The organism is Stenotrophomonas sp. YJH_SMC_135, assembly GCF_059372355.1.
On the sequence record NZ_JCAFVN010000013.1, the window covers coordinates 1 to 16,795 of the forward strand.

Annotated in this window: 18 protein-coding genes; 4 read left to right on the top strand and 14 right to left on the bottom strand. The window is 66.8% G+C overall.

The features are described from left to right. The 14 genes from AC5P98_RS21635 to AC5P98_RS21700 form a co-directional block, all read right to left on the bottom strand. Positions 1-189: flagellin N-terminal helical domain-containing protein (locus AC5P98_RS21635; RefSeq protein ID WP_180850687.1), on the bottom strand; the 189-nt coding region annotated here is incomplete at its 3' end. Between the two features lie 72 nt (positions 190-261). Then, the gene (locus AC5P98_RS21640) at positions 262-1,479 is read right to left on the bottom strand and encodes a flagellin (protein WP_032961916.1); all 1,218 of its coding nucleotides are present in this window, start codon (positions 1,477-1,479) and stop codon (positions 262-264) included. A 399-nt stretch (positions 1,480-1,878) separates the two neighbouring features. After that, on the bottom strand, positions 1,879-3,081 hold the full coding sequence (gene flgL, locus AC5P98_RS21645) for a flagellar hook-associated protein FlgL (protein WP_014647057.1): 1,203 nt from the start codon (positions 3,079-3,081) through the stop codon (positions 1,879-1,881). After that, positions 3,078-4,958 carry a flagellar hook-associated protein FlgK gene (gene flgK, locus AC5P98_RS21650; RefSeq protein ID WP_032961912.1) on the bottom strand — a complete coding sequence of 627 codons (1,881 nt, stop codon included), beginning with the start codon at positions 4,956-4,958 and terminating at the stop codon, positions 3,078-3,080. Before flgK ends, flgL begins: the two co-directional genes overlap by 4 nt. Before the next feature lie 8 nt (positions 4,959-4,966). Beyond that, complete coding sequence (gene flgJ / locus AC5P98_RS21655; protein WP_049408312.1) at positions 4,967-6,166, bottom strand: flagellar assembly peptidoglycan hydrolase FlgJ; 1,200 nt, start codon at positions 6,164-6,166, stop codon at positions 4,967-4,969. Position 6,167: 1 nt separating this feature from the next. After that, on the bottom strand, positions 6,168-7,304 hold the full coding sequence (locus AC5P98_RS21660) for a flagellar basal body P-ring protein FlgI (protein ID WP_495230212.1): 1,137 nt from the start codon (positions 7,302-7,304) through the stop codon (positions 6,168-6,170). Positions 7,305-7,306: 2 nt separating this feature from the next. Continuing rightward, positions 7,307-7,999, bottom strand: coding sequence for a flagellar basal body L-ring protein FlgH (gene flgH / locus AC5P98_RS21665; RefSeq protein WP_049408310.1), 693 nt, complete (start codon positions 7,997-7,999; stop codon positions 7,307-7,309). 22 nt (positions 8,000-8,021) lie between these two features. Continuing rightward, a complete protein-coding gene (flgG, locus tag AC5P98_RS21670) occupies positions 8,022-8,807 on the bottom strand; it encodes a flagellar basal-body rod protein FlgG (RefSeq protein ID WP_005409571.1) in 786 nt (261 codons plus the stop codon). A 103-nt stretch (positions 8,808-8,910) separates the two neighbouring features. Next, positions 8,911-9,660, bottom strand: coding sequence for a flagellar basal body rod protein FlgF (locus AC5P98_RS21675; protein ID WP_032961905.1), 750 nt, complete (start codon positions 9,658-9,660; stop codon positions 8,911-8,913). Between the two features lie 32 nt (positions 9,661-9,692). Further along, complete coding sequence (gene flgE / locus AC5P98_RS21680; RefSeq protein WP_014647063.1) at positions 9,693-10,916, bottom strand: flagellar hook protein FlgE; 1,224 nt, start codon at positions 10,914-10,916, stop codon at positions 9,693-9,695. A 32-nt stretch (positions 10,917-10,948) separates the two neighbouring features. Then, complete coding sequence (locus AC5P98_RS21685; RefSeq protein WP_014647064.1) at positions 10,949-11,632, bottom strand: flagellar hook assembly protein FlgD; 684 nt, start codon at positions 11,630-11,632, stop codon at positions 10,949-10,951. A 23-nt stretch (positions 11,633-11,655) separates the two neighbouring features. Further along, positions 11,656-12,063 carry a flagellar basal body rod protein FlgC gene (flgC, locus tag AC5P98_RS21690; protein WP_005416461.1) on the bottom strand — a complete coding sequence of 136 codons (408 nt, stop codon included), beginning with the start codon at positions 12,061-12,063 and terminating at the stop codon, positions 11,656-11,658. Positions 12,064-12,066: 3 nt separating this feature from the next. After that, the gene (gene flgB / locus AC5P98_RS21695; RefSeq protein WP_005409576.1) at positions 12,067-12,462 is read right to left on the bottom strand and encodes a flagellar basal body rod protein FlgB; all 396 of its coding nucleotides are present in this window, start codon (positions 12,460-12,462) and stop codon (positions 12,067-12,069) included. A 151-nt stretch (positions 12,463-12,613) separates the two neighbouring features. Then, positions 12,614-13,558, bottom strand: a complete 945-nt coding sequence (locus AC5P98_RS21700; RefSeq protein WP_014037130.1) for a chemotaxis protein — start codon at positions 13,556-13,558, stop codon at positions 12,614-12,616. A 258-nt stretch (positions 13,559-13,816) separates the two neighbouring features. Here AC5P98_RS21700 and flgA point away from each other — a divergent pair, with 258 nt between their 5' ends. The 4 genes from flgA (at position 13,817) to AC5P98_RS21720 (ending at position 16,501) form a co-directional block, all read left to right on the top strand. Then, positions 13,817-14,473: a flagellar basal body P-ring formation chaperone FlgA gene (gene flgA, locus AC5P98_RS21705; protein WP_032961903.1), complete on the top strand. Its 657-nt coding sequence runs from the start codon at positions 13,817-13,819 to the stop codon at positions 14,471-14,473. A 75-nt stretch (positions 14,474-14,548) separates the two neighbouring features. Further along, positions 14,549-14,854 carry a flagellar biosynthesis anti-sigma factor FlgM gene (flgM, locus tag AC5P98_RS21710; RefSeq protein ID WP_014647067.1) on the top strand — a complete coding sequence of 102 codons (306 nt, stop codon included), beginning with the start codon at positions 14,549-14,551 and terminating at the stop codon, positions 14,852-14,854. After that, a complete protein-coding gene (locus AC5P98_RS21715; RefSeq protein ID WP_014037132.1) occupies positions 14,851-15,189 on the top strand; it encodes a FlgN family protein in 339 nt (112 codons plus the stop codon). Before flgM ends, AC5P98_RS21715 begins: the two co-directional genes overlap by 4 nt. Before the next feature lie 91 nt (positions 15,190-15,280). Beyond that, entirely contained in the window at positions 15,281-16,501 is a 1,221-nt protein-coding gene (locus AC5P98_RS21720) for an ATP-binding protein (protein ID WP_032961902.1), read from the top strand. Positions 16,502-16,795 lie beyond the last annotated feature (294 nt).

A 16,795-nucleotide genomic window follows, 5' to 3' on the forward strand; every position in this document is an offset into this window, starting at 1 on the left:
GACGTCGGTACCGCGGATCTGCGTGCCGAAGCGCTCGGAGATCGCCAGGCCGGCGGCGTCGTCCTTGGCGCTGTTGATGCGCGAACCGGAGGACAGGCGCTGGATGGTGGTAGCCAGCGAGCTGCCGCTGGTGCTCAGGTTACGCTGAGCATTCAACGACATCGTATTGGTGTTGATGACTTGTGCCATGAGGAGAGGTCCTTGAGCGGTTGCACGTGAGTTGGGTTAGACGCCCCCGACGTGCCCCGGGGGCGGCTCATGTCAGCGCTGCAACAGGCTGAGCACGTTCTGCGGTACCTGGTTGGCCTGGGCCAGCATGGCCGTACCGGCCTGCTGCAGGATCTGGGTGCGGGTCAGTTCGGCGGTTTCCTTGGCGAAGTCGGTATCGCGGATGCGGCTGCGCGACGCGGACAGGTTCTCCGAGGAGGTCTGCAGGTTGGCCACCACCGAGGTGAAGCGGTTCTGGATCGCGCCGAGGTCGGCGCGGACGCTGTTGACCGATTCCAGGGCCTTGTCGACGATCGACATCGCCTTCTGTGCGCCTTCGGCGGTGGTGACGTTCAGGTCCTTGACGAAGCTGGCCGCTGCACCGGTCAGGGTGCCGCCGTTGGTGCTGGTCTCGGTCAGGCCCAGGCCGGCGAGGGTCGCGGCGGTGGCGCCGGCCGGCGGAGTCGCCGCGCTGACACCCAGCGCGAAGGTCTGGCCATCCTTGACCGAGGCCAGACTGACGACGCCGGCATTGACCGAGGCAACCACGCCGGTTTCACCCAGCTTGTTGTTGATCGCCGCTGCGGTGGCCGAGGTGATCGATTCGCCGGCCTTCACCGTGAAGTCGCTGATGGTCACCGTGGTGGCGGTGCCGCCCGGCGGGGTGACCGAGACCTGCAGGCCGGAGTAGGTGGTGTCGGCCGTCGCCTTGTCCACCGCCAGTGCGGTGCCGGTATAACCGTTGGCGAAGGTGGCCGCGCCCAGCGAATCGGCCTTGGCGTTGACCACGCTGTTGATGGCGATGGCCTGGCCGGCGTTGGCGCCCACCTGGAACAGCTGGCTGGTGAAGCTGCCGTCCAGCAGCTTGGTGCCGTTGAAGTCGGCCTGCTTGGCGACGCGGTCGATCTCGCTGACCAGCTGGGTCACTTCAGCCTGCAGGGCCTTGCGGTCGCTGGCCGAATTGGTGGCGTTGGAAGCCTGCACGCCCAGTTCGCGGATGCGCTGCAGGTTGTTGCCGACTTCGTTCAGCGAACCTTCGGCGACCTGGGCCAGCGAGATGCCGTCGTTGGCGTTGCGGATGGCCACGTCCAGACCACGGATCTGGGTGGTGAAGCGCTCGCTGATGGCCAGGCCGGCCGCGTCGTCCTTCGCGCTGTTGATGCGCAGGCCGGACGAGAGGCGCTGGATGGTGGTGGCGAGCGAGCTGCCGCTGGTGCTCAGGTTGCGCTGGGCGTTGAGCGACATCGTATTGGTGTTGATTACCTGTGCCATGGGGTCGTCTCCTCTTATATGGAACCCGTTGGTGAATGAAACGAAGCGCCGCCTGTTTTTTTGTGTGGCTGTGTGCTTCGCCGTTGCCAAATGAATAACGGCGCTTTGTCAACAACCTTTAGCCGTGAATTCCGTTGAAGCCAGAATTCGTTGCCTGAAGCTGTTTTCCCGGGGTTTTCAGCCCTGTTGCCAGGGTGGAAGCGGCCCCGGGAGGGGCGGTCGGGCAGGGCCTGACCGGCGCTGATGAAGGTATCGGCGGGGTCGGGCCGGGCTTGATGGAGAATCACGGAAAATCGGCCGGCGACGGCCAGGTGGCCGCGCAGCGGCGGGCAGGCGCGCAAACGAAAAAGGCCGCGATGCAGGGCATCGCGGCCTTTCGGGACTGACGCGGGCGGGGCGTCAGCGCAGCTTGTTGAACAGCGACATCGACTGCATCTGCGAGAAGATCGTCTGCGCCGCCTGCAGCGCGGTGCTCTGCAGCTGGTACTGGCTCAGCGCATCGGCGTAATCCAGGTCGCGCATCTGCGACAGCGTGGTCTTCAGGGTCACGCCATTGGCCTCGCGCATGTCGGCGGCATTGTCCAGCGCCTTCAACTGCGCACCGCCTGCGGCACGCGAATCGATCATCCGCTCGGAAGCGCGCGCCACGTCGCGCAGTGCGCTCTGCAGCTGGTTCTGCTGCGCGGTCATCTGCGCGGTGGTACCGGTGTCGGCACCCAGCGCCGCCACCAGGTTGTCCATGGTGGAGAAGATGTCGCGGCTGCTCGCGGCCTGTACGCTGAAGCTGTCGCCCGCTGCCGGTGCGCCGGTGATGCGCAGGCGCACACCGTTCACTTCCAGATCGTCGCCGGCCTTGTAGGTGCCGGTTCCGGTCACGTTGCCCGCACCGTCCACCACCTCGTATTGGTTGCCAGTGGTGAAGCGCACGCTGAAGCCCTGGCCGTTCCAGCTGTCGCTGCCGTCGCGGGTGATGTTGGTGAGCACGCCGTTGCCGGTGTTGCCGGCCGCAGCGCTGCCGTCGACGAAGCCATCGCCGGTGGGAATGCGCATGAAGATCTCGCTGCCGGGCAGCGCGTCCTTCACGTAGGTATCCGGACCGACTTCAACCTGGCGCTGGGTCTGGTCGCCACGGTAGACCACTTTGCCGTTGATCTTGGCAAACGGCGGGTCGCCGTCGTTGGTGCCACCGAACACGTAGCGGCCGGTGCCATCATCGGCGTTGGCCAGCGACAGCAGGCCGTCGCGTATCTGGTTGACCTCGGTGATCAGCGTCTTCTTGTCCGCCGCGCTCAGCGCCGGGTTGCTGGCCTGGATGGTCAGATCGTTGACGCGTGCCATCAGGTCGTTGACCTGTGCCAGGGTGTTTTCCTGCACGCCCAGGCGGTTCTGCACGTTGCCGGCATTGAGCTTCATGCGGTCCAGTGCAGCCAGGCTGCGGTCAAGGCCGACCGCAGTGCCGGCGGCAACCGGATCGTCCTTGGCGCTGACGATCTTGCTGCCGGTGGCAATCTGCTGCTCCAGGTGGCTGAGCTTGGCCTGCTTGGCCATCATCAGCGACACCGACTGGTTGAACATCATGCTGGTGGAGATGCGGCTGCTCATCGGCGGACGGCTCCCAGGATGGTCTGGAACATGCTGTCGGCGGTCGAGATCAGCTGCGAGGCGGCCTGGTAAGCCTGCTGCAGGCGCAGCATGTCCGCCGCTTCCTCGTCCAGGTTCACGCCGGAGACTTCGTCGCGGGCTTCCTGCGCCTTGTCATTGATCACCAGCTGCGCGTCGAGCGAGTACTCGGCCGAGCGGGCGGCGGCGCCGACCTGGGTGGTCAGGCCACCCAGCGCGCCGTTCAGTGTCACCGTTCCGGCGTTGAACGCCTTCGCGCTTTCCACCTTGGCCAGTTTCGACGCGTTGCTGTTGTCCGACGAACCAGCCGGGGTCGGGGTGATGTTGAAGGTATCGCCCACCTTCGGTGCACCGTCCAGCACGAAGCTCCAGCCGTTGGCGCTGATGGTCTGGCCGGGCGTGTAGGTCTGCGGCGGCCCACCGTCGATGGTGTAGGTGGTGGCCGAGGTGAACACGATCGCCGACGGATTGCGCAGGTTGGCGTTGGTCGAATCGGTGACGGTGACACCGCTCAGCTTGCCGGTACCGGTGTTGGCGGTGGCGGCCGCGCCCTTCACCGCTGCAGCGGCGGCGATGCGCGACGGGTCGGTGATTGCCACTTCCATGCTGCCGGCCACGCCCGCGGTCGGCTGCAGCAGGAAGCGGTCATTTGCAGCCGGCGTACCGCCGACGACCAGCTTGACGCCGTTGATCACCAGCGGATCGGCGGCGGTGCCGGTGCCGGTCAGCGGGATGCTGGCGCCAGTGTCGGCGCGGCTGGCCTTCCAGTTGGTGCCATCGAACTGCAGTACCACGTTCTGCGCGTCCAGCTTGCCCAGGTCGCCGTAGGTTGCGCTGAGGCTGGCGGTGCCGGTATTGCTGTTGTTGCCGGTGACGCGCGGGTTGCCGATGGTGAAGAAGTCCCCGCCCAGCTGGCCATACAGGTCCACGCCCTGGTGGTGCGCCTGGTTGAAGCTCTCGGCCAGGCCCACCGCCAGCTTGCCCAGTTCAGCCTGGGCAGGGGTCAGCACGGTGTCGCGGAATTCCAGCAGGCCACCGATCTGGCCGCCGACCGCCTTCGGATCGAGGCGGATGGTGTTGCCCTGGGTCTCCAGCGCCAACTGCAGGCGCTCGGGCTGGTACGGGTCGGCCACGGTGGTGACCTTGGTCGCCGTGGTACCCACCACCAGCGCGTTGCCGCCGGCGGTGTAGACATTCATGATGCCGCCGTCCTGGATCACCGCCGTGCCACCGGTGTAGCCGATCAGCTGGGTGATCAGCTGGTCGCGGCGGTCGAGCAGATCGGGTGCGGCAGAGGCGATGTTGGTGCCGATGGCGCCGTTGATCTGCGCGATTTCCTGCGCCAGGCGGTTGACCTCGGTGGCACCGGCCAGCAGGCCGTTGTTGACCTCGCTGTTGAGGTTGTTCAAGTGCGTGTTGAGCTGCACGAAGCGGTTGGCCAAGGCCTTGCCGCCGTCGAGCATGTTCTGGCGGTCGGCGGTGCCGGCCGCGTTGGACGACAGGCCACTGACCGAATCGAAGAAGTTCGACCAGACGCCGGCCACATTGGTGGCCGCATCGGAGAACAGCGCGTTGACCCGGTCGGCCATGCCCGAAAGCTGTTTCAGGCGCGCCAGTTCACCGCTGCTGTCGAGCAGGCGCGAGATCGCCAGCTGGTCGGCCGTGCGGCGGATGTCAGTGATCCGGGTGCCGTTGCCGACCGTGCCATAGCCGTAGTTCTGCGGGTCGGCGGTAGCGAAGTTGACCTTCTGCCGGCTGTAGCCGGGCGTATTGAGGTTGGCCACGTTGTGGCTGGTGGTCGCCAACGCACGCTGGAAGGCGAGCAGGGCACCGGTACCGGTGGAAAGTACGCTGGACATGGGGTTCCTCAACGACGGGTGATACCCAGCGCCGCGGTCGCGGTGCTGGCGAAGGTCTGGCCAAGGCGCGCGCCGGCGTCGGTCACGGCCGCTACGGCACGCTCGATGGTCGGGCCACCGGCGATCGCGGCGATCTTGGCCGCATAGCGCGGGTCGGTGGCATAGCCGGCGCGCTGAAGTCCACGGGCGAAGCCCTGCACGTCGGTGCCGGCCTGCAGGGCCTGCTGGTAGCGCGGGCTGGTCTTCAGCAGGCGCACGTAGTCGGCGAAGCTTTCGGCCGGCGAGCTGTAGGCGCGGAAGCTGGCGGTTTCGTTGCGGCGCACGCCATCCACGTATTCGTGGGTGCCGGCTGCAACGCGCTGGCCGCTCCAGCCGGTGGCCTTGATGCCGAACAGATTGTGCGAGGTACTGCCGTCGGACTGGCGGATGTGGCGCTTGCCCCAGCCGGTTTCCAACGCGGCCTGGGCGACCAGCGCACGGGCATCCACGCCCAGTTCCCTGGCCGCGCTCTGCGCGTGCTGCCAGATGCTGGCGACGAAACCTTCCGGCGTGTGCGGCCCCAGCTGGGCGACGGCGGTGCGGGTAGCCATCGCATCGGCCTGGCTCATGGCCGTACCGCGGTTGCTGGCCGTCGCCGACCACTGGTCGTTGTTGGTGGACCAGTCCTCGCCCTGCAGGTTGCCGATGTACGGATCCTCGGTGCCCAGCGAGCGGTGCAGGCTGCTGCTTTCGCGACCGGCGATCAGGTCCAGTGCCTGTTCCATCGGTGCCAGCGCGGCCTGCGCGCCGTGCTGTGCGCCGGCCGCCATCTGCTGCAGCATGCGCACGGCCTGGCTGCCATCTTCCAACGGCAGCGACGGTGCCGGCTTGTCCGGCGCGTTGAGCTGGTAGGCGCGGCTGGCCTTGGCCGGATCCACGCGGGTATCCAGCGCGGGGCCGTCGGCGGCCTGGCCGGACAGCTGGCGGCTGATCATGCCGGACAGGCCCAGCCCCTTGCCGCGGGTCATCGCCTCGGCGATCTTCTGGTCGTACATGTCGCGGAACATCTTGTTCTCGCCGGGAAACAGCGAGTCGCCGAAACTGGCATCACGCATGCTCTTGACCAGCATCTGTGCGAACTGGCCTTCCAGCTGGCGTGCGACCTTGTCGATCTTCGCCGGGTCGTTCTGCTGCGCCGGGTGCAGGTCGAATGCGGGATTGATGCGCATGTCAGATCACCTCGAGCTCGGCACTCAATGCGCCGGCCTGCTTCAGGGCTTCCAGGATCGCGATCAGGTCGCCCGGCGCCGCGCCCACGGCGTTCACCGCGTGCACGATCTCGTCCAGGGTGGTGCCGCCGCTGAACTTGAACATGCGGCTGCCGTCGTTGGTGGCGGTGATGGTCGACTGTGGGCTGGCCACGGTACGGCCACCGGACAGGGCATTGGGTTGGCTGACGTTGGTGTTCTCCTGGATCGTCACCGTCAGCGAACCATGCGAGATCGCGGCAGGGCCGACCCGCACCTGCTGGCCGATGACCACGGTGCCGGTGCGGGAATTGACCACGACCTTGGCCGGGGCGCTGCCCGGGGTCAGCTCCAGGTTCTCGATGCGGGCCAGCAGGCCGATGCGTGCGCCCGGATCGGTCGGCGCAGTCACGGCCACGGTCACGCCGTCGACCGCACGCGCGGCGCCTTCGCCGAACGCGTTGTTGAGTGCGGCGACCATGCGCGAAACGGTGGTGAAATCGTTGTTGTGCAGGTTCAGCGTGATGTCGCCGCCATTGGCCAGCGGGCCGGGCAGGGCACGCTCGACCGTGGCGCCATTGGGAATGCGGCCCACGCTCGGTACGTTCACCGAAACCCGCGAACCATCCTTGCCCTGCGCACCAAAGCCGCCGACGATCAGGTTGCCCTGCGCGATCGCATAGATCTGGCCGTCGGCGCCGCGCAGCGGTGCCATCAGCAGCGAGCCGCCGCGCAGCGAGACGGCGTTGCCGATCGACGACACGGTGATGTCGATCGGCTGGCCCGGCTTGGCGAACGGCGGCAGCTCGGCATGGATCGCGACGGCCGCAACATTCTTCAGCTGCGGATTGACGTTGGCCGGTACGTTCACGCCCAGCTCGCCGAGCAGGTTCTTCAGGCTCTGCACGGTGAAGGGCGCCTGGCTGGTGCGGTCGCCGCTGCCATCCAGGCCGACCACCAGGCCGTAGCCCACCAGGGCGTTACCACGCACGCCGCCGACCTGGGCCAGGTCCTTGATGCGCTCGGCGCTGGCCGGGGCTGCCACGACCAGCAGCATCAGCGCGACGAACGACGCCACGCGGCGCTGCCAGGAAGAAGAGGGGAGGAGTTTCATGGCCATACTCAGAACGGCGTCAGGCCGGAATTGAAGAAGCGGCTCAGCCAGCCCATCGCGTTGGACTGCGCGACCGGGCCGCGGCCGCCGTAGACGATGCGGGCTTCGGCCACGCGGCTGGAAGGAATGGTGTTGTCCTGGCTGATGTCGCCCGGGCGCACGATGCCCTGCACCTGCACCAGTTCATCACCCTGGTTCAGCCGCAGGTTCTTCTGCCCCTGTACCACCAGGTTGCCATTGGGCAGGCGCTGGATCACCGTGACGGTGACACTGCCCTGCAGGCGGTTGCTCTGCGCGCTGTTGCCCTTGCCGGTGAAGTCACGCGCGCCCTTGGCCGTCGCACTGAGGATGTCCTTGCCGCCCAGGGTGACCGGCGCACCGAGGATGGACGGCGTGCCCAGGCTCAGGTTGGATTCCTTGTTGGTGGCCGTGTTGGCGCTGGTCTGCGCGGTGGTGTTTTCCAGCAGGGTGATGGTCAGCAGGTCGCCGACATCGCGTGCGCGGCGGTCCGAGTACAGCTGCAGGGTCGGGCCGGCAGCGTAGATCGCACCGGCGGTCGGCGCGGCCTGCGGCGGCATGATCGGCTGGATCGGTGCCATCGCCGCGTAGGGGCGCACGTCGCCGGCGATCACGCAGCCACCGAGCAGGGCGACCAGGGCGCAGGCGAGGGCAGTGCGGGTGAATCTGGAAATGGGCGACATGGCGGTTTCCCGGTTGGGCCGGTCAGAGCTTGTTGTTGAGATAGCCGAGCATCGAATCGGTGGTGGAGATTGCCTTGGCGTTCATTTCGTAGGCGCGCTGGGTTTCGATCATCGACACCAGCTCTTCGACCACATTGACGTTGCTGCCTTCCAGCGCGCCCTGCACCACGGTGCCGAGGCCGTTGAGCCCGGGATTGCCGTTCTGTGCCGGACCGGAAGCGGTGGTTTCCAGGAACAGGTTCTCGCCGCGCGCCTGCAGGCCGGCCGGATTGACGAAGTCGGTCAGGGTCAGCGCACCCACTTCCACTGACGCCGCGCCGTCGGCCATCTTCACGCTGATGGTGCCGTCGGTACCGATGGTCACCGACTGTGCGCCCTCGGGAATCTGGATGCCCGGCTGCACCGGGTAGCCGCTGTTGGTGACCAGCTCGCTGTCCTGGTTGATCTTGAACGAGCCATCACGGGTGTAGGCCGAGCTGCCGTCGGGCATCTGCACTTCGAAGAAGCCGCGGCCGTTGACCATCACGTCCAGCGCACGGCCGGTCTGCTGCTGGCCACCCTGCTCGAAATTCTTGGCGGTGGCGACCACGCGTACGCCGGTACCCAGCTGCAGGCCGGTCGGCAGCTGGGTCTGCGCCGACGAAGAGCCGCCGGGCTGGCGCACCTGCTGGTACAGCAGGTCCTCGAAGCTGGCACGGTCCTGCTTGAAGCCGGTGGTGTTGGTGTTGGCGAGGTTGTTGGAAACCACCGACATGCGCATCTGTTGCGCATCCAGTCCGGTTTTCGCGATCCACAATGCCTGGTTCATCTTCGGTGTCCTGTCTGGGTAAAGCCGGCCGCGCGATGCGGCCCCTGGTAACGGGTGTGCAAGCGGTGTGCCAGCGCCACGCCCGGGCGGCGCCGGAATTCCGTCAGCTGCCCAGGCGCAGCAGGCTGTTGGCACTGCGCGCGTTGTCGTCGCCGTGCTTGATCACCTGCACCTGCATTTCGTACTGGCGCTGCAGCTGGATCATCTGCACCAGTGCACCGGCGGCATCGACGTTGCTGCCTTCCAGCTGGCCGCTGTGCACGGCCGTGCCCTGTGCCGGTGCGAACGGCTGCAGTGGGTCGGTGTTGCGGAACAGGCCATCCAGGCCACGCTCGAGGCGCTCGTCCGGCGCCTGTACCACCTTGATCCGGCCGATCTGCGCCATGGTCTGCGGGCCTTCGCCCTGCGGGATGATCGAGAGCGTGCCGTCGGCACCGATTTCCATCGCCTGGTAGGGCGGAATGGCGATCGGGTTGTTGTTGTCATCCAGTACCGGACGGCCGCTGGAGGTCACCAGCTGGCCGTTCGGGGTGACCGACAATGCAGCGCCGCGCGTGTACGCCTCACTGCCGTCGCTGGACTGCACGGCCAGCCAGGTGCCGGTCTGCAGGGACAGATCCAGCGGCTTGCCGGTGATGTGCTGCGAGCCGGGCGTACGGTTGAAGCCGGCGTCGACGTGCAGCGCATCCACCCGCGAGGCAAAGCCCGGGCCCTTGATCGGGAAGGCTTCGGTGTTGGCCAGCGCTTCCTTGAAGCCAGGGGTGTCCGAGTTGGCGAGGTTGTGGCTGAGCGTTCCCTGCGCCTGCAGGGAGGCGCGGGCACCGGTCATCGCCACGTAAAGGGCTTTATCCATGCGGGGAGTTCCGTGACAGGGTCAGCAACTCATCAACGGATGTTGATGACGGTCTGGGTGATCTGGTCCTGCGTGGTGATCATCTGCGCGTTGGCCTGGAAGTTGCGCTGCGCGGTGATCATGTTGACCAGCTGCTCGGTGAGATCGACGGTGGACGCTTCCAGTGAGCCGGCCTGGATCTTGCCGAGGTTGGAGGTGTCCGGCATGCCGGTGCGCGGCGTGCCCGATTCGAAGGTCTCCACCCACAGGTTGTTGCCCTTCGATTCCAGGCCCTGCGTGTTGTTGAAGGTGGTCAGGGCGACCTGGCCCAGCGGCTTGTCGTCGCCGTTGGAATAGCGGGCGTAGACCACGCCGGATTCGGACACGGTCACTTCGTTGAGCTTGCCGGCGGCATAGCCGTCCTGCTGGGTATTGCGCAGGGCGAACTTCTCGCCGTACTGGGTGGAGCCGCTGATGTCCAGCGTCATGTTCAACTGGCCGGCACCGGTGGTCGGGGTGAAGGTGCCGAGGCTGACCTTGCCGTTGGCAGGTGCGACCAGCTTGCCGCTGTTGTCGAAGGTGACCGGGGTCGGTGCGCCGGCCGGCTGGCCATCGACGTAATTGCGCACGGTCCATTCGTTGGGGTTGGCGCCCTTGACGAAGTACGAGACCTGGATGTGGCTCACGCCCAGCGAGTCGTACACGGTGATGCCACCGCTGGAGTGGTTGTAGCTGTTCGAATCGGCCGGGTCGAAGGTCGCCACCGTCGGTTGCTTGGCGTTGGCCGGCAGGGTGAAGCCAACCTTCACTTCGCTGGTCTGCTTCGGCGGGCTGTCGGTGGTCAGCAGCTGCAGGTCGACCAGGCGGCCGGCATCGAAGTTGGTGCCATCGGCATTCGGCGCGAACACCTGCAGGCGCGCACCCTGCGGGTTGACCACGTAGCCGGCCGAGTCGGTCTGGAAGTTGCCGGCACGCGAGTACACGCGCGAACCATTCATGTTCATGGTGAAGAAGCCTTCACCGGAAATGGCCATGTCCAGGCTGCGCCCGGTCTGCTCGTTGTGGCCCTGGATGAACTGCTGGGCGACGTTGGAAACGCGCACGCCCGAGCCGGTCTGGTTCTTCGACAGGCCGTAGCTGGTCGAAGCGAACAGGTCGGCGAACTCCGCGCGCGACTGCTTGAAGCCGGTAGTGTTGACGTTGGCGACGTTGTTGGCGGTGACGCTCAGGTCGGTGTTGGCGGCGTTGATGCCGGACAGCGAGACATTGAAGCCCATGGGATGCTCCTGGTTGATGCGGAAGGTGCGGCTCAGCTGACGCGGAGCACGTAGTCGATCGGGGCCGTGCCCAGGCCCTTGAGGTTCAGGTACAGGCCGTCGGAACCAACGGTCACGCTCTCCACCGGCGCCTGTACGTAGGTGGACAGCTTGGTGCTCTTGCCGGCGGTGTCGACATGGTTGGCGACGATGGAGTACTTGCCCGGCTCCATGCGCTTGCCGTTGGCATCCTTGCCGTCCCACTGGAAGGCGGTTTCGCCGGCAGCCTTGGCTTCCACGCTCAGCGAGGTGACCTTGGCGCCGTTGGCGTCGGTGATGTCCACGGTGATGATGCCGGCCGACGGTGCAGCCACCGTGCCTTCGACATTGCCTTCCTTCTCCAGCACCAGCTTTTCCGACGGCACCAGCACCTGGTGGCCGACCAGCGCAGCGCCACGCAGCACCTGGTCGCTGGCCATCGACTCCTGGAAGCCCTTCACCGTCTTGTTCAGATCGGTGATGCCCTGCACGGTGGACATCTGCGCCATCTGCGCGACCATCTGCGTGTTGTCCATCGGCTTCAGCGGATCCTGGTGCTGCAGCTGCTCGGTCATCAGGCGCAGGAAGTCGGCCTGGTCCAGCGTGTTCTTCTTTTTCGTGGCGTTGCTGTTGGGGGCGTTCAGGCCCAGCGCGGAATAGACGTCCTGGCTGGTCTGGTTGTTGACGGCGGTGGTCATGGCGGTATCCGGTGCGGCGGGCCTCAGCGGCCCATGGTCAGGGTGGCCAAGGCCAGTTCCTTGGCGGTGGTCAACATCTCCACGCCGGCCTGGTAATTGCGCGAGGTCGAGATCAGGTTGACCATCTGCGCCACCGGATCGACATCGGGCTGGTAGATGTAGCCATCGGCGTCGGCCAGCGGGTGACCCGGCTCGTAGCGCTTGATCGGCGCGGCCTCGCTCTGGGTGATCTCCTTCACCTTCACCGAGGTGATGTTGGGATCGTTCTTGCTGGTGACGGCCTGGAAGATCGGTTCCAGCGGCTTGTACACGGCGTCGGCGGAACCGGCGACGGTGTCGGCATTGGAGAGGTTGGAGGCGATGGTGCTCATGCGCACCGACTGTGCCTGCAGCGCGGAGCCGGCGATGTCGAAGATCGGCAGGTTGCTCATGGCTTATTGCCCCGTGATCGCGGTCAGCATGGAACGCACCTTGCTCTCGACGAAGCTGAGCGAGGCGCGGTATTCCAGTGCGGCGCGGCCATAGGCGGCACGCTCGGCATCGGGGTCGACGGTGTTGCCGTCCAGGCTGGGCTGCACGCCTTCGCGCGCGATCTGGAACGGGTTCAGGCCACTACTGATCTCGTAGTGCTGCTCATGGGTGGTGGCCATCAGGCCATTGGCATCCTGCCCCTGGGCGTGGCGCAGGGCGGCATCGAAGTCCAGGTCCTGGGCCTTGTAGCCGGGAGTGTCGGCATTGCCGAGGTTGCTGGCGATCAGCTTCATCCGCTGTTCGCGCAACGGCATGGCCTGGGCGTGGACGCCCAGGTAGTCGGTAATCAGGTTGCGCACGGTGCACTCCCACGGGAACGTTGCCCGGGAAGCTGCAAGGGGTGTGCCAAATGGAGAGGGGGTCAGATCCCCGCAGGGGCTCTGACCCCGTGGTTGACGCGTTGCGATGCGGGGTCGGAGCCCGTTCCGGGATCCGACCCCTCGGCGGGCCTTACGCCGCCAGCGCCACCTTGCGCAGGCGGTCCAGCACGAAGTCGGCCAGCTCGTGCGGCGAGTACTTGGCGACGAACGCATTGGCGCCGACGCGCTCGACCATGGCGTTGTTGAAGACGCCCGACAGCGAGGTGTGCAGCAGCACGTACAGGCCGGCCAGGCCCGGGTGGCGCCGGATTTCCGTCGTCAGCGTGTAGCCATCCATGGCCGGCATCTCGATGTCCGAGATGACCATGGCATAGCGCTCGGCCGGGTTTTCCCCCGAGGCGTGGACCTGCAGCAGGTGGTCCAGCGCCTGCTTGCCGTCGGAAAGCAGGGTGGCACCCACGCCCAGCTGGTCCAGCACGCTGCGGATCTGCTGGCGGGCCACGCGCGAGTCGTCCACCACCAGCACCTGCAGCTGCGGGCCGTCGGCGGGCATGGCCATTGCCGGGTCGAGTACCGCTTCTCCGCGCACCTGGGCGATATCGGCCAGCACGCTCTCAACGTCGATCACCTGGATCAGCTCGCCCTGGAAGCGGGTCACCGCGGTCAGGTAGCTCGACTCGGCGCCCAGCTCCGGTGGCGGGTGGATGTCTTCCACCGCGATGTTGACGATGCGTTCGACGCCACTGACCAGGAAGCCCTGGATCGAGCGGTTGAATTCGGTGACGACCAGGTAGCCCGGCGAGGTGTCCGCGTCCGGTTCGCGCTCGGGGTGGCCGATCGCCAGGCCCAGGTCCAGTACCGGCACCGAGCGGCCGCGCACGTCGGCCACGCCGGAGAACTGGCTGGGCAGGCCGGGCACCTGGAACAGCTCCGGGCGGCGCAGGACTTCCTGCACCTTGAAGACATTGACGCCAAAAAGCTGACGTCCGCCGAGGCGGAACAGCAGCAGCGCCAGGCGGTTGTGGCCGGCCAGTCGGGTCCGCTGGTCGATCCGGTTGAGCAGGTCATGGGACATGGCTGCTGTATCGGCGTGGTGGGGGCGGAACTTGAGGGCGCTCTGTCGTCCGCGCGCTCCACACCGCTTTTGTAGAGCGACTGTCAGTCGACTGCTCTTCGATCCGATCACGGGAAACCCCGCGCTTCGCGCGAAAGTCGACTGGCAGTCGACTCTACCCATCCGGTCGAATCCCCATCCCGGATCCGATCAACGGGACCCGGTCTCTGGCACACCCCTTGCACGCTGCTGGGCCAGATCCCATCGACAGGAGGCGCCATGCGCCGGGTCACATCGCTGTTCGCCATCGCGCTCGCCCTGGCCGCGCCGTGGGCGGGCGCCACGGACTGGCAGCCGGTGGCCAGCATCCGCACTGCGGCGCTGTCGACGCTGCCTGCCGGCAGTGAAGGCGAGGCGCAGGTGGCCGATGCGCTGCGCCTGCCGAAATGTGGCAGCGCGTTGCAGGTGCAGCCCACCGCCAACACCACGGTGGAGGTGAGCTGTCCCGATGCAGGCGGCTGGCGCCTGTTCGTGCCGGTGAAGGTGCGGCGCAACCAGACCGTGCTGGTGCTCAACCGCGGAATCGGCACTGGAGAAACCCTCACGGCCGCCGATATCACCACTGCCCAGCGTGACGCTGCCCGGATTGCCGGCGCGGTGCTGTCCGATCCCAATGCAGCGATCGGCCGCATCGCCCGCCGTCCGTTGCAGGCCGGAGCCCTGCTGTCGAACAACGATCTGGTGGTCCAGCGTCTCATCAAGCGAGGAGACAATGTAGCCCTGGTGTCGCGTCGCGGCTCGGTCGAGGTGCGCATTGCCGGCCGTGCGATGGGTGATGCCGGTGAGAACGAGCGGGTCTCGGTCGAGAACCTGTCCTCGCGGCGGATCGTGCAGGGCACGGTCGACGCCGCAGGTGACGTAATCGTGGCGCGTTGATTTACCGCAAAATATCCCTAAAGATCACGGCCCTGCGGCCGTTATCCCTTGTGAACGGCAACTCCAGGACACCCCATGAGCCAGAAAATCGACGGCAACCTGCAGGTCCCCCAGGCACTGCGCAGCGTGACGACCCCGGCCAGCAAGCCCGGCGTCAGCACCGATGCGGCGGCGCGCCCGGTCGAGGCGGCCGACAGCCTGCGCCTGACCGGCGAGGCCACCAATCTGCAGGCCATCGAGCGTGAGCTGACCACCGCCCCGGCGATCGACGCCCAGCGCGTGGCGGCCGTGCGCGAGTCGCTGCAGAACGGCACCTACAAGATCAATCCGGACGCGATCGCATCGCGCATGCTCGATCTGGACCAGCAGTTGCACGGATGACTGCGGCGATGAGCGAGCCGCTGCAGCGCCTCGCCCAGGCCCTGGACGTTGAACGCCAGGCCTTGGTCGAGCACGACGTGCACGCCCTGATCCGGGCCACCGGCGCCAAGCTGGAAGCGCTGCGTGCGCTGGAAGGCGCGCCGCCGGTGGGCGAGGGCGAACAGCTGCAGGAATTGGCCGAGCGCAACCGCGCCAACGGCGTGCTGCTGTCGCGCCGTCGCCGCGAGGTGAACTGGGCGCTGCGCCAGCTCGGCCGTACCGAAGATGCCTCGGCCTACGATGCCAAGGGCCAGTCGCACACGGTCAGCATCGGCCGGCCACTCGCCGTCGCCTGACGCGACGGCGGTCGCACACCCGCTCCCGGTGGGCTGAAGCCCGCTGCATGACCGCGTATATTGGGCGCCTGTTCGAACGCTCCGAGTCGCCGTGTCCGCTGCCAACGCCCTGGTTACCGCCCCCCTTCCGCCGCAGCCGGTGCTGCAGGCCCTGCTTGAGCGCCTGCGCGAAGGCCTGCTGCTGTTCACTGAAGACGGGCAGGTGGCCCTGGCCAACCCGGCCGCGCAGAACCTGCTGGCCAGTGGCGAGGACGGCGGATTGCCGCCGCCGCAGCGGCTGCGCGAACTGCTGCCCCCCGATGCACTGGAGCAGGCCCGCCAGCATGGCCACTGGAATGGCAGCCTGCCGCTGGGCGAGGGCGTGGTCATCGCCCACCTGTACCACCATGGTCCGGTCGGCGAAGGGCATTTCCTTGCGTTGTTCCGCCACATCGAAGGGCAGGAAGACTACGAGCGCGAACTGCAGCAGCGCCACGCCGAGCTGCGCCAGGCCTACCTGCGCCTCAATGGCACCCAGGAAAAGCTGCTGCAGTCGGAGAAGATGGCCTCGATCGGCCAGCTCGCCGCCGGCGTCGCGCACGAGATCAACAACCCGATCGGTTACGTGCACTCCAACCTGGGCAGCCTGCAGGAGTACCTGCGCAGCCTGTTCACCGTGATCGAAGCCTACGAGCGCGCCCTGCGCGCGCCGGACCCGAAGGCACTGATTCCGGAAATCGATGACATCCGTGACCGCCTGGACATCGACTTCATCAGCCGCGACCTGCCGCAGCTGATGGCGGAATCGCGCGAAGGCATCGAGCGCGTTACCCGCATCGTGCGCGACCTGAAGGACTTCTCGTATTCCGGTCGCGACGAATCGTGGAAGCTGGTCGACCTGCACGCGGGCCTGGAATCGACCATCAACATCATCTGGAACGAACTCAAGTACAAGGTCACCCTGGTACGCGAATTCGGCCAGTTGCCGCTGGTGGAGTGCCTGCCGTCGGAGTTGAACCAGGTCTACATGAACCTGTTGCTCAACGCTGGCCATGCCATCGCCGAGCGCGGCACGATCACCGTGCGCACCGGCGTTGATGGCGATCACGTGTGGGTTGAATTCGAAGACACCGGCGGCGGCATCTCGCCGGAACTGCGCCAGCGCATCTTCGATCCGTTCTTCACCACCAAGCCGGTCGGCAGTGGCACCGGTCTGGGCCTGTCGATCTCCTACAGCATCATCAACAAGCATCACGGCCGCATCGACCTGGACAGCACCCCGGGCGTGGGCTCGCGCTTCCGCGTGGTGCTGCCGGTGAAGCAGCCGCGCTGACCGCTTCCGGAGTGGAACCGGACACCTAGAGCAGCCGACCAGCGGCCGGCTCTACCGGGGCCTATCGATGGTAGTGCCGGCCGCTGGCCGGCAACCTCATTGAACCCGGCCACCCAGAGCAGCCGGCCAGCGGCCGGCTCTACCGGGGCCAATCGGTAGTGCCGGCCGCTGGCCGGCAACCTCACGGAAACCGGACACCCAGGGCAGCCGGCCAGCGGCCGGCTCTACCGGGGCCGATCGATGGTAGTGCCGGCCGCTGGCCGGCAACCTCACGGAAACCGGACACCCAGGGCA